The organism is Streptomyces sp. NPDC057939 (assembly GCF_042887545.1).
Classification (GTDB): Bacteria; Actinomycetota; Actinomycetes; order Streptomycetales; family Streptomycetaceae; genus Streptomyces.
In genome coordinates, this window is sequence record NZ_JBHVPG010000011.1 from 155,097 (window position 1) to 179,077 (window position 23,981).

At 71.0% G+C, this 23,981-nt stretch carries 22 protein-coding genes; 12 read left to right on the plus strand and 10 right to left on the minus strand.

The window, feature by feature from the left end; genetic code table 11:
- Window positions 1–201: 201 nt before the first annotated feature.
- Window positions 202–1,770 carry a M20/M25/M40 family metallo-hydrolase gene (locus tag ACFVS6_RS15640; protein WP_389704128.1) on the minus strand — a complete coding sequence of 523 codons (1,569 nt, stop codon included), beginning with the start codon at window positions 1,768–1,770 and terminating at the stop codon, window positions 202–204.
- A 367-nt stretch (window positions 1,771–2,137) separates the two neighbouring features.
- Here ACFVS6_RS15640 and ACFVS6_RS15645 point away from each other — a divergent pair, with 367 nt between their 5' ends.
- On the plus strand, window positions 2,138–2,980 hold the full coding sequence (locus ACFVS6_RS15645) for a BTAD domain-containing putative transcriptional regulator (RefSeq protein ID WP_389704130.1): 843 nt from the start codon (window positions 2,138–2,140) through the stop codon (window positions 2,978–2,980).
- A 76-nt stretch (window positions 2,981–3,056) separates the two neighbouring features.
- Here the strand turns inward: ACFVS6_RS15645 and ACFVS6_RS15650 are convergent, their stop codons facing one another.
- The 4 genes from ACFVS6_RS15650 to ACFVS6_RS15665 form a co-directional block, all read right to left on the minus strand.
- On the minus strand, window positions 3,057–5,189 hold the full coding sequence (locus tag ACFVS6_RS15650) for a tetratricopeptide repeat protein (protein WP_389704132.1): 2,133 nt from the start codon (window positions 5,187–5,189) through the stop codon (window positions 3,057–3,059).
- Between the two features lie 37 nt (window positions 5,190–5,226).
- Window positions 5,227–6,450, minus strand: coding sequence for a hypothetical protein (locus tag ACFVS6_RS15655; protein WP_389704134.1), 1,224 nt, complete (start codon window positions 6,448–6,450; stop codon window positions 5,227–5,229).
- A 610-nt stretch (window positions 6,451–7,060) separates the two neighbouring features.
- Window positions 7,061–8,374, minus strand: coding sequence for a cation:proton antiporter (locus ACFVS6_RS15660; RefSeq protein ID WP_389704136.1), 1,314 nt, complete (start codon window positions 8,372–8,374; stop codon window positions 7,061–7,063).
- Window positions 8,375–8,515: 141 nt separating this feature from the next.
- Window positions 8,516–8,788, minus strand: coding sequence for a DUF3040 domain-containing protein (locus ACFVS6_RS15665; RefSeq protein WP_389704138.1), 273 nt, complete (start codon window positions 8,786–8,788; stop codon window positions 8,516–8,518).
- A 324-nt stretch (window positions 8,789–9,112) separates the two neighbouring features.
- Between ACFVS6_RS15665 and ACFVS6_RS15670 the strand changes: the two genes are divergently transcribed.
- Both ACFVS6_RS15670 and ACFVS6_RS15675 read left to right on the plus strand, forming a co-directional pair.
- On the plus strand, window positions 9,113–9,856 hold the full coding sequence (locus tag ACFVS6_RS15670) for a response regulator (protein WP_389704140.1): 744 nt from the start codon (window positions 9,113–9,115) through the stop codon (window positions 9,854–9,856).
- Window positions 9,857–9,944: 88 nt separating this feature from the next.
- Entirely contained in the window at window positions 9,945–10,478 is a 534-nt protein-coding gene (locus ACFVS6_RS15675) for a hypothetical protein (RefSeq protein ID WP_389704142.1), read from the plus strand.
- An 84-nt stretch (window positions 10,479–10,562) separates the two neighbouring features.
- Here the strand turns inward: ACFVS6_RS15675 and ACFVS6_RS15680 are convergent, their stop codons facing one another.
- On the minus strand, window positions 10,563–11,603 hold the full coding sequence (locus ACFVS6_RS15680; protein ID WP_389704144.1) for a vWA domain-containing protein: 1,041 nt from the start codon (window positions 11,601–11,603) through the stop codon (window positions 10,563–10,565).
- 221 nt (window positions 11,604–11,824) lie between these two features.
- Between ACFVS6_RS15680 and ACFVS6_RS15685 the strand changes: the two genes are divergently transcribed.
- Window positions 11,825–12,757: a LysR family transcriptional regulator gene (locus ACFVS6_RS15685; RefSeq protein WP_389704146.1), complete on the plus strand. Its 933-nt coding sequence runs from the start codon at window positions 11,825–11,827 to the stop codon at window positions 12,755–12,757.
- Between the two features lie 90 nt (window positions 12,758–12,847).
- On the opposite strand, the gene ACFVS6_RS15690 is transcribed toward ACFVS6_RS15685, so the two are convergent.
- The 3 genes from ACFVS6_RS15690 to ACFVS6_RS15700 form a co-directional block, all read right to left on the minus strand.
- Entirely contained in the window at window positions 12,848–14,308 is a 1,461-nt protein-coding gene (locus ACFVS6_RS15690) for an aldehyde dehydrogenase family protein (RefSeq protein WP_389704148.1), read from the minus strand.
- A gap of 34 nt (window positions 14,309–14,342) precedes the next feature.
- Complete coding sequence (locus tag ACFVS6_RS15695; protein WP_389704150.1) at window positions 14,343–14,903, minus strand: SRPBCC family protein; 561 nt, start codon at window positions 14,901–14,903, stop codon at window positions 14,343–14,345.
- Window positions 14,904–15,059: 156 nt separating this feature from the next.
- Window positions 15,060–16,004, minus strand: coding sequence for a sterol desaturase family protein (locus ACFVS6_RS15700; RefSeq protein WP_389704152.1), 945 nt, complete (start codon window positions 16,002–16,004; stop codon window positions 15,060–15,062).
- Window positions 16,005–16,083: 79 nt separating this feature from the next.
- Here ACFVS6_RS15700 and ACFVS6_RS15705 point away from each other — a divergent pair, with 79 nt between their 5' ends.
- The 8 genes from ACFVS6_RS15705 to ACFVS6_RS15740 all read left to right on the plus strand — a co-directional run bounded on the left by ACFVS6_RS15705 (window position 16,084) and on the right by ACFVS6_RS15740 (window position 22,373).
- Window positions 16,084–16,746 (plus strand): TetR/AcrR family transcriptional regulator, encoded by a 663-nt coding sequence (locus tag ACFVS6_RS15705; RefSeq protein ID WP_389704154.1) that lies wholly within the window; start codon window positions 16,084–16,086, stop codon window positions 16,744–16,746.
- Window positions 16,747–16,898: 152 nt separating this feature from the next.
- Complete coding sequence (locus ACFVS6_RS15710; protein WP_389704156.1) at window positions 16,899–17,072, plus strand: CsbD family protein; 174 nt, start codon at window positions 16,899–16,901, stop codon at window positions 17,070–17,072.
- Window positions 17,073–17,761: 689 nt separating this feature from the next.
- On the plus strand, window positions 17,762–17,962 hold the full coding sequence (locus tag ACFVS6_RS15715) for a hypothetical protein (RefSeq protein ID WP_389704158.1): 201 nt from the start codon (window positions 17,762–17,764) through the stop codon (window positions 17,960–17,962).
- Window positions 17,963–18,130: 168 nt separating this feature from the next.
- A complete protein-coding gene (locus tag ACFVS6_RS15720) occupies window positions 18,131–19,396 on the plus strand; it encodes an APC family permease (RefSeq protein WP_389704160.1) in 1,266 nt (421 codons plus the stop codon).
- Between the two features lie 26 nt (window positions 19,397–19,422).
- On the plus strand, window positions 19,423–19,701 hold the full coding sequence (locus tag ACFVS6_RS15725; protein ID WP_389704162.1) for a hypothetical protein: 279 nt from the start codon (window positions 19,423–19,425) through the stop codon (window positions 19,699–19,701).
- A gap of 407 nt (window positions 19,702–20,108) precedes the next feature.
- Window positions 20,109–20,627, plus strand: coding sequence for a MarR family winged helix-turn-helix transcriptional regulator (locus tag ACFVS6_RS15730; RefSeq protein WP_389704164.1), 519 nt, complete (start codon window positions 20,109–20,111; stop codon window positions 20,625–20,627).
- A 187-nt stretch (window positions 20,628–20,814) separates the two neighbouring features.
- The gene (locus tag ACFVS6_RS15735; RefSeq protein ID WP_389704166.1) at window positions 20,815–21,315 is read left to right on the plus strand and encodes a hypothetical protein; all 501 of its coding nucleotides are present in this window, start codon (window positions 20,815–20,817) and stop codon (window positions 21,313–21,315) included.
- A 152-nt stretch (window positions 21,316–21,467) separates the two neighbouring features.
- Entirely contained in the window at window positions 21,468–22,373 is a 906-nt protein-coding gene (locus tag ACFVS6_RS15740) for an NmrA family NAD(P)-binding protein (protein WP_389704168.1), read from the plus strand.
- A gap of 187 nt (window positions 22,374–22,560) precedes the next feature.
- On the opposite strand, the gene ACFVS6_RS15745 is transcribed toward ACFVS6_RS15740, so the two are convergent.
- Window positions 22,561–23,772: an FAD-dependent monooxygenase gene (locus ACFVS6_RS15745; protein ID WP_389704170.1), complete on the minus strand. Its 1,212-nt coding sequence runs from the start codon at window positions 23,770–23,772 to the stop codon at window positions 22,561–22,563.
- Window positions 23,773–23,981 lie beyond the last annotated feature (209 nt).

Here is a 23,981-nt window from a genome sequence, read left to right on the forward strand (position 1 = left end):
GGGGTGCCGGGGCGGCGCGGGGGCGGGGGCGCGCGCGCCCCCGCGCGGCCCGGGCGCCGCCCCCCCGCGCCGGCGGCGGGCGGGGGGGGGGTGCGGGCCGGCCCCCCCCCCCCCCCCACCACTCCCCGATCGGGGTGACCCCTTCCGGACCCCGCCCGCGGGTCGCCATGGTTGTTCCGGTGCGCCCGCGGGCGCGGCCGGTCACCCGCCGCTCGCACCGCCGTGCGGGTCGCCGCCGCTGCCGCTGCCGCTGCCGCTGCCCGAGCGTTCGCGCTTCAGCGCCGGGCGGCCCTCCGGTGCGGTGGGCGACCCGATGTCGTACGCGTAGTGGCCGACCGCGTCCGCGATGACGTCGATGTTGATGTCGAACGCCCGCATGTTGATGTTCGTGAGGTCGTCACGGGCCGTGTGGTGGTTCAGGTCGTACGCGACACCCGCCTGTCCGCCGAACCGGGCGGCCTGGGCCTCGGTCTTGACGCCGTCGGCCCCGGTGAAGGTACCGCCCGAGGGGATGCCGGCCAGGAGGAACGGGGCGTAGTCCGAGAGGCCGGTGAAGTCGGTGCCCTCGTGGGGGATGTTCTTCGAGTCCAGGAAGTCGGTCATGCCCTTCTCCAACCGCGCGGATCCCTCGGGGCCGGGGCCCGCGCCCACGCCGTCCGAGTCGTCCCCGTCGTACACGAACTGGGCGGCGTTCGGGGAGGCGATCGTGTCGTAGTTCAGGTAGAGCCTGATCCGCTGCTTCTGCTCCTCGGTCAGGGATGCGAGGTGGGCCCGGGAGCCGAGGGTGCCGAATTCCTCGGCCGACCACCAGGCGAACTTGACCTTGTTCTTCACCTTGTCCTGGGACTTGGCCAGCTTGGCCGCGACCTGGAGGATGCCCGCCGACCCGGAACCGTTGTCGTTCATTCCCGGCCCGCCGTGGAACGAGTCCAGGTGGGCGCCGAGCAGCACGGTGTTGTCGGCATCGCCGCCGCGGGTCTCCGCGAACACGTTGAAGGTCCTGCGGCTCTCGCGCAGTTCGTGGATGTCGAGCGTGACGGTGACCGGTCCGGCGGCCGCCTCGACGCTCAGCGCCTCGCCGTCCTCCTGGCTTATGCCTCCGGTGGGGATCCGTGCGAGGGCCGCGTCGCCGATGGTGCCGTTGATCTTGCCCGTGGTGTTGTTGTGGATGACGGCCCCGAGCGCGCCCGCGGCATGGGCGTTGGCCTGCTTGACGGCGAAGCCGCAGCCGCCGCGTTTGATCAGGGCGATCCTGCCGGTGAAGGCTCCGGCGGCGAAGTCGGTGGGTTCGCAGCCGTGGGAGCCGTCGGCGTCGACGGGGACGACGGCCAGGTCCGCGGTCACCCCGCCCTCGGGGCCGTTGGCGGTGTAGGCCATCAGTTGGATCGTGATGTCGCGCGGCGCGGGCGTGAGTACGGTGAGGGTCTCCGCGATGTCCTCGGTGTAGGCGAAATCGAACTCCTGCCGGGAGACCCGGTAGCCGGCGGCCTTCAGCACTCCCTCCACATAGGTGGCGGCCTGTGCGTGTCCCTTGGAGCCCGCCACGCGTGAGCCGCCGTTGTAGTCGGCCAGCGCCTGGAAGGTCCTCAGGTGTCTCAGGGCGTCCTTGGCCGTGGACTCCTCGACGAGTCTCGCGGCCAGGGCGTCACCCCGGTCCGCCGGGTCCGGGCCGTCGGCCCCCGCCGTGGCGGGCCCTGCGAGCAACAGTGGGGACAGGAGGGCGGTGGCGGCCAAGGCGGCGGTCGCCACGGCGATGCGACGTGCGGGCATGGGGTCCTCTCACGGCTGGTCCACGAACGGATCGACAATCGGCTCGGCGAACCGGGAATTCGGCCGAGTTCGAGCGGAACGGGCAAGGGGTTGGGGGGTGGTACCAACTCGGCTGTTCCGAAGTTGGCTTGTTCGGACCACTGACACTCCGTCCGTCGATCCCGTATCCATGACGTGAGCGCGGGTGAGCCCTGCCGCGTGCCGACCGACAGGACAGTGCGCCCGAGGGCGCCGGTAGCGCGGGGGTGGCAGATCAGTGCTGGCCAGAACAGCAAGATCCTCGGCAGAGCCCGACTTATCCGGCTGTCCGGGGCCCGCTCCCGGTCCCACCTCCGCGCCCCGGGAAGCGGAGGGTGGACCACGGCCGGTGGACGGGCCGACGTACCGGATCCTGGGACCGCTTGAGGTCCACCGGGAGGGCGTGCCCTGCACGCCCTCCTCCCTCAAGCTGCGCGCCCTGCTCACGTTGCTGCTGCTCCACGCCAATCGGCGCTTCCCCAGCTGCACGCTGATCGGCGAGCTCTGGGACGGCAGGCCGCCCCGGTCGGCCGTGTCCGCCGTGCAGATGTACGTGTCGGGACTACGCCGCGTCCTGGACCCCGCGCACAGCCGCGACGGCGGCGATGCCCGCCAACACCCGTTGCTGCTCACCTCCGGGAACGGCTATCTGCTGCGTGTCCGACCTGGTGCGCTCGACCTCGACCGGTTCCGCTCGATGGCCGGTGCCGGCCGCGATCTGAGGGCCGCCGGAGACTGCGCCTCCGCAGCCGAATCGTTTCGTCAGGCCCTGGCCCTCTGGCGCGGCACGCCTCCCGGAGACCTCGGCCAGGCGTGTCTCCCCGCCCACTACACGGTGCGGTTGGAAGAGGAACGACTGGCCCTGGTCCATGCCCGGATCGGCTCGGACATCTGCGGGGGCAGCGCGCGCGAGGTCGTCGGCGAACTCGAGGAACTCTGCGCACGCCACCCCCTGCGAGAGGACTTCCACGAACAACTGATGCTCGCCCTGGCCACGGCGGGGCGCGGCGCCGAGGCCCTGAACGCCTACGCGCGTGCCCGGCGCACCGTCGTGGAGAACACCGGCATCGAACCGGGGCCGGGGCTGCGCACGGCGCAGCACGCGCTGCTGAGCGGGGCCCGACCGGACAACGCCGGGCACGACGGCTGCCGGCCGGTGGGCCCGCTCCGGCCGGCCCCGCCGTGGGCCTGAGGACCGGGCCCGGCATCCGTACGTCCCGTCGTGCGTCCTCGCTCGTCCGATGTCGATCGGGCCGCCCACGGGCCCCCTACTCGTCGGTGCGCCCGACCTCGCGCAAGCAGGCCTCCCGACGACTCCGCGCATCGGGGTCGTCGGTGACGGCGAGGACCGCGTCGAAGTCGGCCAGGGCGCGGGCCGGGTTGCCCGCCGCTGCGTGCACCACGCCCCGGTTGAAGCGGAACTCGGGCCGGCCGTCGAGGTCCACGGCGCGGTCGAAGTCGGCCAGCGCTGCCACCAGGTCGCCCTCCCCGTAGGCGAGTTCCGCCTTGATCGCCCAGGCCTCGGCAAGTCCCGGGTCGATGCGCAGTGCCTCGACGAGGGAGGCACGCGCTTCGGCCGTCCGGCCCTCCTCACCCCAGAGGCGTCCCCGCAGGCACAACAGGTGCGGGTGACCCGGGTCGAGCAGCAGGCCGGCCGTCACGTCGTCCAGCGCGGCCTTGTCGTCCCCCTGGTCGGCAAGCAGCCCCGCACGCGCGAGCAGGGCCTCAAGGTGGCCGGGTTCCAGCTCCAGCGTCCGGTCGAAGTCGACCAACGCGCCTTCTCTGTCGTCGAGTTCCAGCCGTGCCTCGCCCCGGTTGTAGTGCGCCTCGGGGAAGGGCGGCTCCAGCGCCAGCGCCCTCTCGTAGTCCGCGATGGCCTCTTCGACGCGGCCCAGCCGGCGGAGCATGCTGCCGCGGTTGAAGTAGTGGTCGGCGAAGTCGCTGTCCGCGTCGATGATCGAGACGTAGTCGGCGAGCGCGTCCTCCAGCCTGCCGCTCATCCCGTTCACCTGGGCCCGGTTGTAGCGCAGGCCCACGCGGTGCCACGTCCGCTCCCCGATGCCCAGTTCCCGGTCCAGCTTCTCGATCCCCTCGTCGAGCAGCCGCAACGCCTCATCCGGCCGTCCGGCCCTGACCTCGACCAGCGCCAGCCCGTTGCGGTTGAACACCGAGTAGAAGGCGCGCTCCTTGGGGTCCGGCAGCAGGTCCGAGATCGCGATGGCCTGGTTGACGTACGCCCTCGCCTTCCGCTCGTCGCGCAGTTCGGGCGGGAAGTGGCGGGCGTAGAGCATGCCCGTCTCGTACGCGAGGCTCATGTGGTGCTTGGGCGCGGAGGTGGCCGCCCGGGCCTCCTCCTGCACCGCGGCCGACTCCTCGGGCCGCCCGGCCGCGGCGAGGCAGACGCCCGTTTCGCGGGTGAAGGGCCACCACAGTTCGGGGCGCTCCGCGGGATCCACCCGATGGCGTCCCTCCTCCCCCATCTCGGCGGCGGCGTGGTAGAAGCCGAAGTACTTGCAGCGGGCCTGGGCCCACCTGAGGGCGTCCAGTCCGGCTCCGTCGGAGTCACTGCCCCGTAGCAGGTGGTACGGCAGGGCGCCCAGCTTGAGGGACGGCTCCTCCTCCGCCCGGCCGGCCAGGGCCGCGGCCCGGCGGTCGTGCAGGGCGGCGCGCTCGGCGTCGGTGACCTGCCGGTACGCGGTGGCCGCCACCGGGTCGTCGTCGACGCAGTCCCCGTCCACGTACCGGGCGGCCACCTCGAACAAGGAGTCCGTGAGGCCGTCCGCCCCCCGCACCTCGTCATCGGCCACGGTGCCCGGCCGGTGGATGCGGGTGGTACGGATGGCGAGTTCCGCGGGCAGGGAGACCGAGACCATGCCGGGCGGATCGGCGAGGGTGTCCGTGTCGGTGCCGATCACCAGAGTGAGCAGCTCGGGCGGGACGCGCCGCAGCGCGGCGGCGAGGAACTCCCGGTCGGTGACGTCGGCGTGGTGGACGTTGTCCACCACGAGGGTGCGCGGACCGTCCCCGGCATCGGCCAGTGCGGCGAGCAGGAAGTCCACGAGGCCGTGCGCGACCCGCAGCGAATGCAGCCGGGCCGGATACCGGGTCGCCTCACCGGGTGCCTTGGCGTTCTGTTCCAGGGCCCGCTCCTTGGGCGGCACCAGGGCAGACAACTCCGGTGTGCTTTCCTGGAGTTCGATGTAGTGGCGGGCTGCGAGGCCCGGTCGGCGGCGCAGCGCCTCGGGGGCGACCTGGCGCATCAGTGCGCCGGCCGCGGTGTAGGGGCCCCGGAGGCGCCGGTGCGCGTCCACGACCGTGAGCGGGGAAGGCAGCCCGAGTCCGGCCCACAGTTGGCGGCGCTCGCGACGCCGGGGAGCGGATATCCAGTAGTGGCCGGTCATGAACCTACCTTTCACGGGGAGGGCGGCAGGGCGGGCGTCAGTCGATGACGTGGTGGGTCCTGGACCGTCGTGCGCGCAGGCGTTCCCTGGTGGCGATCCAGAGGGTGAGGGCGATCTGGCCGAAGGTCAGGAACAGGAAGGCCGAGGAGTCCAGGAGTTCGGCCCAGCTCGAACGTTCCCCGGCACCGAAACGGTCGATCGCGCCGGAAACCATCCGGACGAACACCGGGGCGAGCGCCAGCACGAAGGTGCCGAGGCTGACGGTGTAGCCGGCCACGATGAGCCAGGAGTACCAGCGTGCCGCGCGGCGGTCCACCGGGTGCCACTGGGATTCGTCCAAGAGGCGGTCGGTCCGACCGCACCACCGCAGGAACCGGTTGCGGAGCATGCGGACGGACGTGGTGTGCAGGTCCACGCAGCCGAGCATCGTGGTGATCAGCACGTAGACGTCGGTGCGCAGGTAGAGGAAGAACTGCCACAGCAGGCGCAGCAGGGCGGCGAAAGCCAGCCCCAGGCACACCCGGCTGGTGAGCGTGTCGGCCCCGCCGGGGCCCCGGAAGGCATCCGCGATCGTGATGAGCAGGCCGAGGAGGACGCAGTCGGCGACCATTCCGGCCACGATCGGCAGGTAGCGCTTCCTGCGTTCGACGGCGACCAGGCCGTCCAAGGCCGTCTCGACGACCAGGAAGTAGAAGCGGTACGACAGCCGGGTCCGTGAGCGGACGCCGAGTCGTCGTGCGGCAAGGGCGTGGAACACCTCGTGGACGGCGATGAGGGGGACTGCGACGACCAGCAGCACGAGGCTGATCACGGCGTAGTAGTCGCTGAACAGCAGGTCTTCGGCGGTCGGTACGAGATCCGGCGACATGATCATGCGCAGCACGGCCCAGGCGACGACGAGGCCGTAGCAGAGCCAGGCGAGCGGTGAGAACAGGGCCCGGCCGAGCCTTTGCCAGCGCACCGGCTCGGCCCGAGCCGCTTCCTCGCCGGACTCCCGGACGAACCCGAGTTCGCGCAGGGCTCCGATGATGTCCTCGACGTCGACCTGCTCGCCGTATTCGGCGGCGTACCAGTCGGCGGCCTGCGCGGGTGTGGCCCCGTCCGCGAGGCGGCGCACCAAGTGGGCGCCGTCGGGCGGGAAGATCCCGTAGGAGTCCGTGTCGGGCCTGCCGATGGTGACTTCGTCGCCGTCCTCCAGGTAGACGAGGGGATGGAACGGCAGCGGCGTGTCGGCGTTGCTGCGGATGCCGTGCTCCGGCATGGGGTCTCCCTCGGCTTCCGGTCCGGACCCGGCGGGGCGGGTGCACCCGCTTCCACCGGGAGGCGCCGTCGTGCCCGGAGGACTGCCCGAATCACCTCGGGCGGCCCGCGGGTACGACGGCGCCGTGGCCCCTGGTGCGCCAGTGGCCGGTGCTCAACCGATCCGGGATCAGTTGGGGTTCGTGTAGACGCTGCACGCCGAGGACGTCAGGCGGACCGGGCCGGCCTTGCGGACCTGGATCTTCTTCATCAGGACACCTCCTTCACACCAGTGGGTGATGCGGACGTGCTCATCCTGGCGAGGCGCGCCATCGTTTCCCCAAAGGCCCGCCAAACCCCCTCGCGCCGGGGGCGGGGGTCGGAGGTCGGGGGTCGGGGAGACCTCAAGCCGTTCGGGACGCGGGCCTCTTCGCCGCCTCGCCGGCGGTTATCGCCCAGGGGGTGTTTTAGAAGTAGCGCCGGGCGCCCGGAGGGCGTGGCCCGCGGCGTCCGGTGCCGTGCCTCGCAAGGCGGAGGGGCGCCCGCGTACTGGACGTACTCGGGTGATCCCGACAACGCGGCGAGGTGCGGTGCCGGACGCCGCGGGCCAGGCGGGACTTCTAAAACACGCCCTAGTCGTGCCTTCCCGGGACGTCGGGGACACGGGTTGCGGGTGTCCGAACGGGTGCGGGCGGTGCCTGCGCACGGTCGGGGTCGGCCCGGGAGGCCGGGTCGGGAGCCTCCTGTGGTGGGCGGGCTTTGCGGCCGCCGGGCAGGAGGTCCTGTACGGAGGTGAGCGCGCGGGCGAGCAGGTGCGCGCGCCCGGCGACCACGGGTCCGAGGACGGCGAGGACCAGGACGTAGCCGGCGACGAACGGGGTGAGGCGGCCGTCGAGCCCGGCGCCGGCGGCCATCGAGGCGAGGATCAGCGCGAATTCGCCGCGTGCCAGCAATGTGGTGGCGATGTCCGCGGCGGGCCCGGGTCCGTAGCGGTACAGACGGGCGACGAGCAGCCCCGCCGCGATGTTCATCCCGATCGTCAGGGCCGCTGCGGCGGCGACCGGCACGGCGACGGACGCGATGTTCCCGGGGTCGATGGACAGCCCGAAGGCGAAGAAGAAGATCGCGGCGAAGGCGTCCCGCAGCGGATGGACCAGTTCGCGTATGCGCGGACCCGACGGGGTGCCCGCGAGGATCAGGCCGACCATGAACGCGCCGATGGCGTCGGCGACCCCCAGGAGCTCGGACACACCGGCGACGAAGACCGCGACGCCGAGGAAACTGATGACCAGCAGTTCGTTCTCGCGTACTGCGATCAGACGCCCCGTCAGCCGGGTCCCGTAGCGCGCGGCGGCGGCCAGCGCCAGCAGGAAGGCGAACGCCTTCGACGCCTGCAACACCATCTCGGCCGTGTCCTCGGCTCCGCTGATGACCGGCTGGAGTGCGGCCAGGTACAGGGCCAGGAAGATGTCCTCGACCACGATGACGCCCAGGATCAGCCGGGTCTGCGGGTGCGAGATGCGGCCGAGGTCGATGAGGATCTTGGTGACGATCGCGGACGACGATATGCCCATGACGCCGGCCAGCACCAACGCCTCCCTGACCCCCCAGCCCAGTGCGAAGCCGAAGCCCAGGCCCGCCCCGACGTTCAGCAGCAGGTAGATCCCGCCGGCGGTCAGCAGGCGTCTGCCGCCGCTGCGGAGGTCGTCGAGGTGGAACTCCAGGCCCAGGTAGAACAGGAGCAGTACCAGACCGAGGGCGGAGAGCATTTCGAAGTCGTGCGCGTCCTGGACCAGTACCGGTCCTGGGGTATGGGGGCCGAGCAGGATGCCGGCCAGCATGAACAGCGGGATGGTCGGCAGGCCGATGCGCCTGCCCAGGCGGGCGAGGAAGGCGGCGGCGAGGAAGGCGCCACCCATGGCGAGCAAGGTGTCGGCGTGTCCCATGGATCACCACTCTCGGCGGCGCGCAAGGGCGGATCGTCTCTGATGACGAGGGCGGATGGGTGCTCCTTCGTTCGGGGGTCCGTCCGGACCCCGGTGGTCTTCGGTCCTCGCCTGCCGCGACCACCTGGGCTGCGGCCGCTGTCAGGGGCGTCGCCCCCGCCCGGGGAACGGGTCGAGCAGGCGGGCCGCCTCGCCGGCCATGACCAGGCCCGCCGCGAGGAGCAGACCTTGGGGCAGCACCAGGCCCACCGTGAGTGCCGCGAGCGCGACGACCAGCAACATCCAGGCCTTCCCGCGCCGGTACTCCAGCGGCCGGCGGGGGTGTCCCGCATTCAGGGCGTGTACGAACCGGGGGTCGGTGCGTGCCGTCCCCGCCGCGAGGTCGCGCAGCGGTCCGTCGTCGGTTGCTGCCATGGCGCCTCCTGCCAGGGTGCGGGCGGTGGGCGGTGAGGGCGTCGAAGCGTTGTTGCAACGGTGACACGTGGTGCGCGGGGGCAGCCATCGGCGGCGGCACCCATATCCGGGGGTGGCCGACGTGTAGGTGCGCTCGGCGGATGAGGAGGGAAATGGGTGTCGGCCCCGATGGACACGTCCACGGTCGTACCGCCACCCTGGGTGTACGGCGCATGAATGCCCCGGCGACTCCGATCGGGAGGACGCGAAAGCACAGGGACATGGGGCTCGGGGCGACTCCGGGGTACGACTCGACGCGCTCGTCCCGTCAGGGAGCCACCGACCATGACCTCGACATCGACCACGACCGAACCGGAAACGGGACCGAGGCCGGGATTGAGACCCGGACCGGGGCCTGCACCGGGACCGGGACCGGGACCGGCCACCATCCGCATCGTCCTCGCCGACGACCATGCCCTCGTCCGCCGTGGCGTGCGGCTCATACTCGACGGCGAACCGGACCTGACCGTCGTGGCCGAGGCGGGCGACGGCGCAGAGGCCGTCGACACGGCTCTCGCCGAACGGCCCGACCTGGTCATCCTCGACATCGCCATGCCCCGCCTGACCGGTCTGCAGGCCGCCCGCGAGCTCTCCCGCCTCCGGCCGGAACTGCGCATCCTGATGCTGACCATGTACGACAACGAACAGTTCTTCTTCGAGGCCCTCAAGGCCGGGGCCGCCGGCTACGTCCTCAAATCCGTCGCCGATCGGGACCTGGTCGAGGCGTGCCGCTCGGCCATGCGCGACGAACCCTTCCTCTACCCGGGGGCCATCAACGCCCTGATCCGCAACTATCTGGGCCACCACGACGGTTGCGGCGACGCGCATGCCAGAACCCTCACCGACCGTGAGGAGGAGATCCTGAAACTCGTGGCCGAGGGCCACACTTCGAAGGAGATCGCCGACGTCCTGGTCATCAGTCCCAAGACCGTGGAACGCCACCGGGCCAACCTCCTGCACAAGCTCGGCCTCAAGGACCGCCTCGAACTCACCCGCTACGCCATCCGGGCCGGCCTCATCGAGGCATGAGCAGGCATGACGAGGCCCGACGAGGCCTCCGACGTCTTCCGGTGCACCTGCTCGTGAGCCTGCCGCGCCTCGTGCCACCATGCCGGGTATGGACAAGGAGACGGCCATGGGTACGGAAACCTCTGACACGGCAGGCGTTGCCCGCCGGGTGCACCAGCGGTGGCAGGCTCGGGAGGCGCCCGACGGTGACTTCATCGTGTTCGCCGACGGCTCCCTCTCCGTGATGAACCTCGTTCGCCTCTCCCGACCCGAGCAGCAGGGCGGGCCGCGGGCCGAGCAATGGCAGTGGCTCGAGGTCCTGCGGGCCACCGAGTGGACGGCCCACAACTGGGTGGATGCCGGCTCCTTGCTCTCCTCGCACACTCATACCGGCAGTCGTGCCCTGGCGGGCGAGTCAGCCGATCACGGGAGCATCGGGTGGGTCGCCCTCACCCGGGACGACGACGAAGGCACCTTGGAGTGGATCGCCGTCTCCAACTGGTCCAATCCGTTCTCCGACGTCACCGTGGACGGGACCACGGTGACCGCCGTCAGCACGGCCGGCCGTGTCTGGGCCTTCCCCCGCGACGCACCTCAACGAGTGGAGATCACCGAGGACCAGGCATACCCCCGGCCCCGCTGACGGCACCGAACCCCCGACCCTCCCCCCGGTGCCCGACAGGCGGCTCGTCGGGGCTCGGGGGCCGGGGGCCGGGGCAGCAGGGCGTCAGACCATGACCAGGAGCCGCGTCTGCGGTACGAGCTTGCGGTTCACGCTGGTGCTCTGCACGAAGATGGTGAAGTCGTCGTTGTGGTCCGGCTTGACGCGGACTTCGGTGTCCGGCAGTCCGAGCATGGCTCGGGCCTGCGGCCCCGTGTACACCCGGTCGGTCTTCTTCTCCAGCACCGCGATCTGCTTGCGCGCCTGGATCTTCTCCGACTTGCTCAGCTGATAGAAAGCGCAACCGGTCCGATAGGTGTGTCCGCTCTCCGTCACCCATTCCCGGATCGCCGTTTCCCGGGCCACCGCGATCAGCTGGTATTCCGAGGGATCCACCGGCGTGAGGCCGGCGGCCTCTATCGCCTTCTTGTTGACGGCGTCACCGCCCGCGGAGAACACCGTCCGCGATCCCCGGATGCCCTTCGTGCGGCCCACCATGAATTTCTCGGTGGCCTCCTGGATCACGTTCCCGGCTTCTTCGAGCCCCTGCGTGCTCGTGGCGTCCCAGACGGCGATGTTGTCCTTCGGGAAACCGCACTGCATGGCTTCACGCTTGCCCATCTGATCGGGCACCAGAACGGCGAGCGTCCAATTGTCCGCCTGGTTCTCGACCAGGTCCGCGACGGCCTTCACCAGCTGACGCGGATTCCTCACGGTGGAGCCCGGGCAGCGGTGACTCGCGTTCTCCTGGCCGTCCGTCAGCACGAACGTCAGGAAGCTGTGGTCGCCGTAGAGCTGGGCGGTCTGCGCCAGTTCACTCTGCGAGGTCAGGGTGGCGGCCAGGAGCGCCGTCATTCCGCCGACCTGGTAGAGCGCCTTCAGGGACGGCATGCGCAGCACGTCCTTGTCGTAGATGACGCACTTCACCTCGTTCGCGAAGACGTACACCGTGACGCGGGTTTCCTGGTCCAATTCCTGCGAGCGCCGGGCCAGATAGGAAATCTGCCGATCGGCGACTTCGATCACCTTGCCACTCAGGTGTGACATGGACGAGCTGGCATCCAGTACAAGGGCAACGTGGTTGATGTAATTCTGGCTTCCGGACATGAGTGTGCTCCCCGCTCTTCCCGACTTGGTAAACCAATCCTCTCAGCCGCCACTGACAATCGATCTTGGATCGGAGGGAGCCGGGCGCCGCCCAACTCCGGTCGCGTCGCGGCATCGTCGGCGCTCGTCTCCTCGACGGCCCTCGCCGAGAGTCACCGCGAGACCGGCCCCCACCGGCTGTTAGCGGCGAGTGCATGTTCTTCAGCCGTAGGGTTACTGCCATGCAACTGGATCTGAACCTGCTCACCGCACTGGACGCCCTGCTGGAAGAGGGCAGTGTCGCCGGCGCCGCGGCCCGTCTCCACGTCACCGCACCGGCCATGAGTCGCTCCCTGGGCCGCATCCGCAAGGCAACCGGCGACCAGATCCTGGTGCGCACCGGCCGGACCATGGTCCCCACCACTCGCGCGTTGGCGATGCGCGCCCAGGTCCACGCACTGGTGCAGCAGGCGCACCAACTCCTGTCCGCCCGGCAGGAACTCGACCTGGCGACGTTGGAACGGGTGTTCACCGTCCGCTGGCACGACGCCCTGGCCGCCGCCTGCGGCAGCGCCCTGGTCACCTCGGTCCACCGCCAGGCCCCGGGCGTGCAGCTACGACTGCCCGCCGAACCCGGCACGGACACCCCCGAGCTGCGTCGAGGTGAGGTCGACCTGGAATCGAGCTCCAACGCTCCGACGCTCCCCGACATCCGCCATCGCCTCGTCGGCAGCGACCGGTTGGTCGTCGCCGTACGCCCCGGGCACCCACTCGCCGAAGGCCCGCTGAGCCTTGAGCACTACGCGGCCGCCGAGCACCTGACCGTTTCGAGGCGGGGCCGCCTGCGCGACCGGATCGACGACGCCCTGTCCCCGCACGGCCTCGAACGACACGTCGTTGCCGCCGGTCCCACCACCGCGTTCGCCCTGCGACTCGCGCTCGAATCCGACCTCCTCATCACCCTTCCCGACGCGGTCACCCGCTCGGCCCGGGACGAACTCGGCCTGGTCGCGGTGCCGTTGCCGCTTCAGCTGCCCGACGTCCCCCTGTATCTGCTGTGGCACCAGCGTTATGACGACGACCGCGCCCACGCCTGGCTGCGCGAAACGGCCGCCGAAACCGTCCAGGCGCTGTTCGCACCTCGGGCCGCCCCGCAACAGCCATCGGCGAACTGACCGGGCACGTCATGGTTGCGACCGGCCGCCGGACCCGAGACCGGCGGCTGCCCCGACCGCGGCCCCGGCGTGGCCCTCACGGGCGCGGCATCACATGAGACGTTTGACGAGGCGCAGGCCGCGACGGGTGAAGGGCGGTTGCGCCAGGCGGAGCGTGTCCATGATGAGCGGTTTGTGGACTACGGGCTTGAGGTGGGAGAAGGCGCGCCAGGAGTACGCGCCGTGGTAGGAACCGATGCCGCTGGCTCCGACACCACCGAACGGCAGACCCGTGGCGGCGACGTGGATGAGGCCGGCGTCGTGCACCACGGCGCCGGATGAGGTGTGTTGCTCGAACAGGCGGCGGGTGCGGGCGGAGGAGGTGAAGACGTACAGGGCGAGCGGCTTGTCCCAGCCGTTGATCACCTGGACGGCTTGTTCGGCGGAGGCGACGGGGAGGATCGGCAGGACGGGACCGAAGATCTCCTCCCGTAGCAGGGGATGGTGTGCGTCCGGTCCGACGGCAGGACGGTCGACATGGCCACGGTCGAGGCCGGGATCGGGGCCGGTGGTGGGGCCTGGGGTGGGGACGGTCACGACCGTGGGAGCGAGGTAGCGTTCCGCCCGGTCGCGCTCGCCGCCGATGGCCACCTCCGTCCCGTGGAGCAGGGCCGCGAGCCGGTCGAACTGCCGCTCGTTGACGATGCGTCCGTAGTCCCGGCTCGTTCGGGGGTCGGTGCCCCACATGTCCGTGATCGCACGCCGGAGGGCGTCCACGAGCGCCGGGACGCGGTCGGGGGTGGTCATGACGTAGTCCGGGGCGACACACGTCTGACCGGCGTTGGTGAACTTCGCCCAGGCCAGGCGTCGCGCCGCTTGGTGCAGGTGGGCATCGTCGTCGAACCAGACCGGTGATTTGCCGCCCAGCTCCAGTGTCACCGGTGTCAGGTGCTCGGCCGCCGCCTTCATGACGATGCGGCCCACCGTGCCGCTGCCGGTGAAGACGATGTGGTCGAACCGCTGGAGGAGGAGTTCCGTCGTCTCGGGGATGCCGCCCTCCACGACGCGCACGGCGCCGTCGGGAAAGTACGTCGGCACGAGGCGCGCAATCAACTCCGCAGTGGCTGGAGCGAGTTCGCTCGGCTTCAGGACGGCCGCGTTGCCCGCCGCGAGTACCCCGACCAATGGATTGAGCAGGAGCTGCACGGGATAGTTCCAGGGGGCGATGACCAGCACCACGCCCAGCGGCTCGGACAGGAGGCGGGCCCGCGCCGGCCACAGTGCCACGGGCACCGGGCCGCGCCCGGGTCGGGCCCAGCGCCGGAGGTGCCGCAGCGTGTGGTCGATCTCCGCGAGGATCACGTTGATCTCGGTCAGCTGGGCCTCCCCCGCGCTCTTGTGCAGGTCGCTCCACAGTGCGACCTCGAAGGCCTGCTGGTTTTCGGTGAGGAGGGCGCGCAGTGCGCGCAGGCGGGCGGTGCGTGCTGCGAGGGGGCGGGTCCTGCCGGATGCGAAGAGGTGGCGGGCATCGTTCACGGCCCGGGGAACGATGGAGGCCGGTTCTGGAGTCATGGAACCTTCTGCGCTACGCGTCGGATGCACGGGCTCACGAGGTCGTGGTGATCCTCGCGGTGTCCTCCACCGACTGCTTGAGCCGTTGGAGGGTGGTGATCATGCCCGCACGGTTGGTGTGGACGCGCGCCGCCGGAGACGTGCCCGCGACCGCGCGACCGAGGAGGTCGGCGACCGTGCCGCGCGAGCCGCGGCGCAGGTCGTGCCAGTACTGGGTGACGTGGGTGGAGCCCGTCGTGCCGACGGCGTCAAGGCGGTGATTTCGGCCGGGGTCTCGGAGTTGGAAGCCCCAGATGGCGATGGGCAGGCCCGCGACGGACACCTGGAAGGCGAACTCTCTGGGCGCTTCGGCGACGGTCACCCGGCAGTGGGTGAACCAGTGGCGGACTCCGTTGCGGTTGAAGCCGATGAAGGAGGTGCGGGAGTCATCCTTGCTCGGGAGGCGGAGGACTTTGACGCATTCCGGACTCCATTGCGGCATTCGCCTCACGTCACTGATCGACGCGTACACCTCTTCCATCGGTGCGGCGATGAGGACGGATTCCTTGAGCTCCCATGTACGCGTGGGGGCGGGATCCGGGTCCTGTCTGTTCACGTGGTCGTCTCCAAGGTGATGTGCTCGGCCTTCCCTCAGTGTCCGATGCCCGCGCGCGTGGGATCGCACGCACATCGAACGCCTTTGCCGAGGTCGGGACGGCAAGCGCTCCGGCCGAGGCCGTCGGACAGCGGGCCCAAGGGCTGGGCCTGCGGGTCAGAGCCGCGTGGTGCGGCCGGCGGACGCGTGGTCGGGGCCCGGGGGCTCGTGGTGGGGGCCGGAGGGCTCGCGGTGGGGGCCCTGGAGCTCGCGGGAGCCCGGGACGAGGGCTGCGGTTTCGGGCTGCCATCCTGGACGGCCGAGCAGGTGGCGGGCCCGGTCCTGCCATCGCGTGGCGCGGGCCAGGTCGCGTCCGATGGCGGCGTACTCGTGGGAGACGATGCGCAACGGGTTGTAGGTGTCGATGTTCTTGGTGAGGCCGTAGACGGGGCGCTCCTTCTCCTCGGCCCAGGTACCGAAGATCTGGTCCCAGGTCATGAGGATGCCGCCGAAGTTGCGGTCCAGGTATCCGCCCTGTGAGGCGTGGTGGACCCGGTGGCTCGAAGGCGTGTTGATGACCCGCTCGATGTATCGGGGCAGTCTGCCGATGCGGTCGGTGTGCAGCCAGAACTGGGTGAGCATGTTGATCGCGCCGCACAGGAGGATGGCCCAGGGCGGCACCCCGGCCAGCGCCAGCGGGATGTAGAAGATCTGGGACGTCAGACCCGTCCAGGGTTGGCGGACCGACGTGGAGAAGTTGTACTTGCGGCTGGAGTGGTGCACGACGTGGCTGGCCCACAGCACGCGCACCTGATGGTGTCCGCGGTGCATCCAGTAGTAGCAGAAGTCCTGGGCCAAAAGGATCAGCGGGAACGTCACCCACGTGACCTCGACCCGCAGGGGGGTGATCTCGTACAGGGCGACGAACACGGCGACGGCGATCATCTTGTACAGGATGTCCACGACGGCGGCGCCGGCGCCCACGGCGAAGCTGGCGGCGGTGTCGCGGACCCCGTAGCCGCTGGCGTTCTCATCGGGGTGGAGCCGGTAGTAGATCATCTCGACGACGACCAGGAGCACGAAGAGCGGTGCGGACAGGGCCAACAGGGACGTGTTATCCATCAGGTCCTCCTATCGGAGCGATGTGCTCCGATAGGGAGTATCGGAGCACATCGCTCCGACAGGCAATAGGTTGGACGCCATGAAAAAGACAGATCCCGGCCGTCTGCGAGCGGGGGGCCGCTTCGGGCGCCAGGCCGAGGCCGAACGCAACGACCTGCTGGTGCTGAACGCCGCCCGCGCGGTATTCGCGGAGCAGGGCGCCAACGCCCCCGTCGCGGACATCGCCGCCTTGGCCGGAGTGGGAATCGGCACCCTCTACCGCCGTTACGGCAGCAAGGAGCAACTCCTCCAGCACTTGTGCGCCATCGGCATCGCCCAGACCATCGCCGACCTCAAGGACGCCGTGCAGGCGGAGGGCACCGGCTGGGAGGCGCTGGCCCGGTACATGGCGTCCGCGGTCGATGCCAGGGCGGGCGCCTTCGCGGGCCTGGCCGGAACGTTCAGTCTGCCGGAGGAGGTCTCCGCCGCGAACGATCGGGCCAGGACGCTCGCCGAGGAGCTCCTGCGGCGGGGCCACGACGACGGAACCGTACGCGGTGACGTCACCACGCTCGACATCACGCACATCGTGGAGATGTTCAGCCGCTGCCCCCGCCGAACCGAGCAGGACGACCACGCGCGCCGCCGGATGCTGACTCTGACCCTCGACGGCCTGAGCACCGCCCGGACCGAGCTCCCAGGACCGCAGCCGGACTGGGCCGAGTACCAACAGAGTTGGGACGCCCCCGACCGGCCCTCATGATGTCGAGCCCTCCAGATGTCCATCCCCGGGGGTGAGCGGCTGCGGATGCGGGTCCTGCGCTGGAAGGAGTGGCTGTCCACCTGTTTGGGCCGGGGCTTACGGGTCATACGGGGTCTTGTAAGACTTTCCCCACGGAACAGGGAGTGATCAGCGTGTCTGGTGAGCAGAAGGCCGAGGCGAAGGTCGAGCAGGCCAAGGGCAAGCTCAAGGAGACCGCCGGCCACCTGACGGGCAACGAGCGGCTCACCGCCGAGGGTCGCGCCGAGCAGGCCAAGGGCGATGCCCGCGAGGCCAAGGAGAAGGTCAAGGACGCCTTCAAGCACTGAGCCCGCGCGCACGGGGCCGGGACCGCCGCGGCGGTCCCGGCCCCTCCGCATGCGCCTGCGCTCGACTCCGCCTCACCGGATGGGGTGGTGACGCCCCCAAATCGTTCGTACGAGTGGAACCACGACGGCAAAGCCGGTCATCACCGCGGCCGCAACCCAATACCTCGCGCTCTGTCCCGGCGTCAGCACCGCGACGGCTCCCACGCCGGCACCCGCACTCAGCGCGAGGCAGGGCCACCACGCCGTCCGCCGCAGCAACCCGGGCACGGAGTACCGGTGGTGGGGACGGCGGTTGGCTCATGATTGATCGCCGGAGCCAGGCCCTCGACGCCGGGCCGGGCATACCTCAAGGGGGCTGCGGTGGTTGTCGGTCAGCTGGTGCGCACAGAACTGGCACGGGTCGATTGGGCATCGCTGAGGTGTGGTTGCGGTGACTCCGCGGAACACGTACCTCTCCTGATCGAGGCGCTCGTCACCGCCGAGAGGCCCCAGGACATGATCGGATACACCCTCGGTGGCCATATCGAGGAGAGCACGGTCATCTTCGAGTGCACTCCGCCCGCAGTCGGCGTGATCATGGCTGCGCTGGCCGGCGACCTGTCCGCTCCGGCCCGAGGCGCGCTGCTGGAGACGCTGTCGTTCGTGGCCGCGGGGTCCGGGGACCGCGGGCCGACCACGAACGCCGCGGGTTGGGCGAGGAATGCGGACGCCACGCTCGGGCGGGGTTCTGGAGGCTCGTCCACATCGGGCTCACGGGTACGGCGGACGATGCCGAAACGGTCGCCGACATCTGTGAGCACTTCGGACTGGGCGGGGACAGCACCGCCTTCTACCAGGCCGAACTGCGCGAGCGGATGCGCGCCAAGGCCAAACGCGTGCGACGCGTCTGAACCTGTGAACCCCGGCCGCCCGAACGGGCGGGGCGCGTTCACCATCTCCTGGGCCCGGTGGGCCCTGAGCAGCACGTTGCCGTCTCCGGGGGTGCGGTACACGTCCCGTCATCTTGTTCCTATACGGTGCGCCGGTACACCTGCCGAAGTGTCGTGGGAGAGCGGACGATGGGCGAGGATTCGGGGCCTTCGGGCACTGGCGAGTTGAAGCGGCGCTTGGGAGTGTTCGACGCCGTGGTGATCGGCCTCGGGTCGATGATCGGAGCCGGGATCTTCGCCGCTCTCGCTCCGGCGGCCGGTGCGGCCGGGTCGGGGTTGCTGCTCGGCCTGGCGTTGGCGGCCGTGGTGGCCTACTGCAACGCGATGTCCTCGGCGCGGCTCGCCGCCCGGTACCCCCTGTCCGGTGGTACCTACGTGTACGGGCGGGAGCGACTGGGCGAGTTCTGGGGCTACCTCGCAGGATGGGCGTTCGTCGTCGGCAAGACGGCCTCCTGCGCGGCCATGGCACTGACCGTCGGTACGTACGTGTGGCCCGGTCAGGCTCATGCCGTCGCGGTCGCCGCCGTGGTGGCGCTGACCGCGGTCAACTACGCCGGGGTGCAGAAATCGGCCTGGCTCACGCGCGTCATCGTCGCCGTGGTCCTGGCCGTGCTGGCCGCAGTGGTCGTGGTCACGGCCACCTCCGGCGATACGGACGCGGCCCGGCTCGACATCGGTGACGACGCGACCTTCGGCGGAGTGCTCCAGGCGGCCGGCCTGCTGTTCTTCGCCTTCGCCGGGTATGCCCGCATCGCCACGCTCGGAGAGGAGGTGCGTGATCCGGCCCGCACCATCCCGCGGGCCATCCCGCTCGCGCTCGGCATCGCGCTGGTCGTGTACGCGATCGTGGCCGTCGCCGTCCTGCTCGTGCTCGGCCCGCGGGGATTGGCGGAGGCAACCGCACCGCTTTCGGACGCCTCACGGGCCGCGGGCGCGGACTGGCTGGCGCCCGTCGTGCGGGTGGGCGCCGCGGCAGCCGCGCTCGGCTCGCTCCTCGCCCTGATCCTCGGGGTGTCTCGTACGACGCTGGCGATGGCCCGCGACCGCCACCTCCCGCGAGCCCTGGCCGCCGTGCACACGGGGTCCCAAGTGCCGCGCCGTGCCGAGCTGGTGGTCGGCGCCGTCGTGGCCGTACTCGCGGCGAGCGTCGACGTGCGCGGGGCGATCGGCTTCTCCTCCTTCGGGGTGCTCTCGTACTACGCCATCGCCAACGCCTCCGCCTGGACCCTCACCGCTGACGCGGGGCGCCCGGCGCGGATCGTCCCGGGCATCGGGCTGGCAGGATGCCTCGTCCTCTCCTTCGCCCTGCCCGTCTCGTCGGTGGTCTCCGGCAGCGCGGTCCTGATCGTCGGAGCTGCGGCGTACGCGGTGCGCCGCGCGGTCACCTTCAGGTAGTTCAGGTGGGGCGACACACTGGGGGGATGCGATATGAGGAGAAGGCGAAACTCACCGCCGCGAGGGTCCTGGTCCCGGTGGCCATCCTCCTCGCCTCACCGATGTTGCTGGTGGCCGGAGCGTTCGTCCGCCCCCGGTACCTCCGCTACATCTACCGGGACGGGGCGCCGGCGATCCTGGAGAAAGAACGGGGCCGGATCAGTGTGCACTGGTTCGTGGTCACGAACCCGCTGCTCTGGTGGCTCTGTTGGCCCACAGAGGCAGTTGCCGGGCTCATCTCGCGCCGAGGACGACCGGGAAGCTGAGTGCCCTTGCGGGGACTCCGTCGGCAAGCCGGCTTCAGCTACCGACCGGGCAACTCCACGAGGGGGAAGCCGGGTTGGCTGGGTGCGGACCGGAACGGCGCGCAAGCGGGACGCGGGCGCCGGCGTTCAACCACCAGGCCGTGCAGAAGGGTCCCTCAACCGATGCACCACCATCCGTCACAGTGTCGAGATTGAACCCTGGCGCCCGGTCCGCATCCGGGGGTCGAAGTCGCCGGTCGTGGCATCGTGTAACGAATCCGACCCGAGCGCCTTCCGTAGGTCGCCCCGCCGATTCGAGGAAGAGCGCAGCGAGTTCCCGTCGCGTTCGCGCTCTCCCTCCTCGGGGCTGATGCCCGATTGTGCGGCGTTGCTTGACAGGCGAAATGGTTAGCCGCCATATTATTGACATGACGAGGAACGGCGACGCCCACGAGACGCCCACCCTGGACCAGGCCAGGCGGCAGGTCGAGCACTACGGCCTGCAGGTCGACCCGCAGGCGGTACTGGTCGCGGTTCGGCTGATCTCGGCGGGTGCGAGGGTCGGTAGGGCCGCCGAGGCGCACTTCGCCAGGTTCGGGCTGTCGACCGGGCGCTACCGCCTGCTCGCCGACCTGGAGGATCATGGCGGGGAAAAGTCCCCGTCGAGCCTCGCTGCCGACCTCGGGGTCACCAGGGCCACGGTCACCGGCCTGCTCGACGGCCTTGAGCGCGAGGGGCTGATCGCCCGTCGGCCGTCCACGGAGGACGGTCGCGGCACGGTGGCCGTCCTGACCGCGCGCGGGGCGCAGCGGCTGCGCGACATGGCGGCCGAGCACTTCGGACGGCTTGAGGCGATGGTGAGCGGACTTTCCGTCGAGGAGCGCACCGTGTTCCTGGAGTTGCTCGCCCGCGTCGTGCGCGGCAGCGAGGCCCTGATCGCCGACTGAGGCGATCGGGGTCGACGGATCCCCGCCCTCGGGGTGGGGTCTGTTTTTTTGACGTCATAGTTAGCCACCTAATTACTGCGATGAAGTGAATCCTTCGATGCCGCCGGCCGTCCTCTCCGCTCCCCCGCATTCGCGTGGGAGCGGGTGCGGGGACGAGCACGAGCACGGCCACGAGAAAGAGGACCGCATGCGCACAGCGAAATCCCGGACCGGACTCAACCCCGCCGAATCCCGCCCACCCCGACCGTCCCGTCTCTCCCGTCCCTTCCGTCCCTTCGTCCTGTGGCGCGAGGTGTTGACCGCCTACGCCGCCCCGGCGCTGACAGCCGGTGCCGCCGGGGTCGTCACCGGGCAGCGGGACCTGATCGTGGCCGCGTGTACCTCCATCGCCGGGACCTCCGCCGTGGTCGCGTTCCTGATCGGCAACTGGCTGCGGCGCGGCGGGCGGCCCCGGCGGTGGACCACCACCGTGCCGCGCGGCGTCCTGACCTCCGCGCTCGTCATCGCGACCGTCGGCACGGCGGCCGTGCTGGGCTGGTTCACCGCCCAGTGGGTGCCCGCCCACGTCCCTGTCGCCGCCGCCCCGTGGCTGGAGCGCCTGCGCGTCGACCTGCCGGTTTCCGCGGCCCTCGCCACCACCATCGTCACCCTGCGCTGGCGGGCCTCCGCGGCGGCTTCCCCGGCGTAGGACACGCCGTCGCCCCTGGACCGCCCCGAATCGCAACCGCCGATGGACCACACGCCCCATCGACCCCCGCGCACCGGCTCCCGAGCCGGTCCACCCCGGCAGCACTCGCCGCCGGGACCCCACCAAGGAACGAGCACACGATGATCGTCGTCATGGGAGCCACAGGAGCCACGGGCAACGCCCTGGTCCGCGGTCTCCTCGCACTCGGAATTCCCGTCCGCGCACTGACCCGGACCCCGCACCTGCCCCTCCCCGGCCTGATCGGCACGCACCGGCCGACCGTCGAGGTCCGGTACGCCGACGCCGCCGACGCCCACTCCCTGCGTACCGCGTTCCACGGCGCGGACCAGCTCTTCCTGGCCATGGCCAACGGTCCGCAACAGGTCGAACTCGAAACGCGGGTCATCGACATCGCCGCGGACAGCGGCATCCGACACATCGTCAAGGTTTCCGCACCCGCCGCCGAACCGAACTCGCCCGTGGCCGTCTCCCGCGGACACCACGCCGTCGAGGAACACCTGCGGGCCCGCGGCCTCCCCCACACCGTCCTGCGCCCCTACGCGTTCATGCAGAACCTCCTGCGCCTGGCTCCCACCGTCGGTCAGGGCGTCATCCTCGGAACGACCGGCGACGCCGCCTGCAACCACGTCGACTGCCGCGACATAGCCGATGTCGCCGCGGCGGCCCTCACCAGCCCGGACGTCGCCGGCGGCGTCCACACCCTGACCGGATCCGAGGCCGTCTCCTACCCCGACATCGCACGACGACTGAGCGCCCTGACCGGCGAGCGGATCCGGTACGTCGACCTCTCCCCCGACGAGCTGCGCGACCACCTCGTGCACCGCGCCCACATGCCCGACTGGCTCGCCGAGCACGTGACGGAGATCCAACGGCTCGCCGTAGCGCGGCCGGAAACCCCCACCACCACCGTCGCCGACATCCTCGGCCGACCGCCCCGCACCCTCGACGCCTTCCTCACCGAACACCGGGCCCGTTTCAACCGGCGGGCCGAGGACGCCGCCGACGCGGAGCACAGGAGGGCGACGCAGAGCCCCTGACCGCGTTCGGTGCCCCGCCGACGCGCAGCGGGCCGTGCGCCGGCGCCCGTGCGGGAGTGCACGGCGGGTGGGGCGGCCGGGGCGCGTCGCAGGAGGCTACGGCCGGCTCGTCGGCCCGGCCTGAAAGGGCCCCGGCGGCCGGCCGCTGGGCCGGCTCCTCCCGTACCGGCCGTTCAGAGCCGGTCGGTCACGGCGACGCGGCGGGTGCGGGCGGATAGTCAGGCAGGTCGATCGCGTCGGCGGGCGGGGTGAAGAACCTCGACGCCAGACCGCCCAGGCGCGCGGCCGCGGGACTGCCGGCGATCCGCAGGACGGTGTTCATGGCGGCGAGCCCGGTACGGCTGCGCGGGTTGGCGATGCGGGGTGCGCCGGGCGGCAGTTTCTGCGCCCGGTCCACGTACGGACGCATGACCTCCTCGTAGCGGGCGAACGCCGTACGGTGCGGACGGCCGGCGAGTTCGCCCGCGAGGACGTAAGCGCCGGTCAGCGCCAGGCTCGTGCTCATCCCGCTGATCGGGGAGGCGCAGTACGCCGTGTCCCCGAGCAGGGCCACCCGTCCGGATGACCAGGACGGCATACGGGCCTGGCCCACGGCGTCGAAGTAGAGCGGGGCGTCGTCGAGGGCGGCGAGCACGCGGGGCGCGGCCCAGCCGACGTCGGCGAAGGTGCGGCGCAGGATCGTGGTCTGGCCGTCGCGGTCGAGCTCGTCCAGGCCCCGGACGTCCGAGAGGAAGCCGAGGGTGGCCCGGACGGTGCCGAGGTTGTCGGGGCGAAGGGTGACGCTGCGGCCGCGACCGGCGCTGTGCCAGCGCCACAGGTCGGTGTCGTCGTCGGTGCGGGGGAGGGTGAGGTAGGCGACGTAGAACCCGAGTTCGCGGACCGCGTCGACGCGCGGGAAGACCAGGGACCGGGTCCGGGAGCGGAGGCCTTCGGCGATGACGACGATGTCGAACGTGCGGATCGCCCCGTCGGCGAAGGTCACCTTCACCCCGTCCGCGTCCTCGTCGAGCGCCGTGATCCGGTTGCCGAAGACGTACTCGGTCCGGTCGCGGGTGCGATCGACGATGATGCGGGAGAGCTGGCCCCGGAGGATTTCCAGTTCGGCGGTCGCACCGCCGGAGTCCGATGTTCCGGCAGCGAAGCGGGCGAGCGGGGCGCCGGTCGCGTCGACGAACTCGGTACCCGTCTCGCCGGTCGAGGCGGCGCGGATGGCCTCCTCGATGCCCATGCGGCGGGCGACCTCGCGGCCGGCGCCGCGGACGTCGATGTTCTGGCCGTCCTCGCGGAGCTCCGCGAAGCGCTCCACGACGGTGGTCCGCCAGCCGTGGCCGTTCAGCCACCAGGCCAACGCCGGGCCGGCGATGCTCGCTCCGGAGATCAGGACAGTGGGCGTGCTCATGAGGGCCTCCACCCGTTTCGTCGTTCGGTCGGCCGAGGTTACTCTCCCGGCCCCGCGCACCGGGCTTGCCCGTGCGGGAAGTCGCGGGGCAGGGCGGCAGGGCGCCATGGTGACGTCAGGCCTCGGTGGTCCCCGTGCCCCCGGTGCGCCTGACGGCTCCGGCGGTCCCCGGTGGCCGCCGGTGGCCTGGCCCGTCCCGGTGGCCCTGG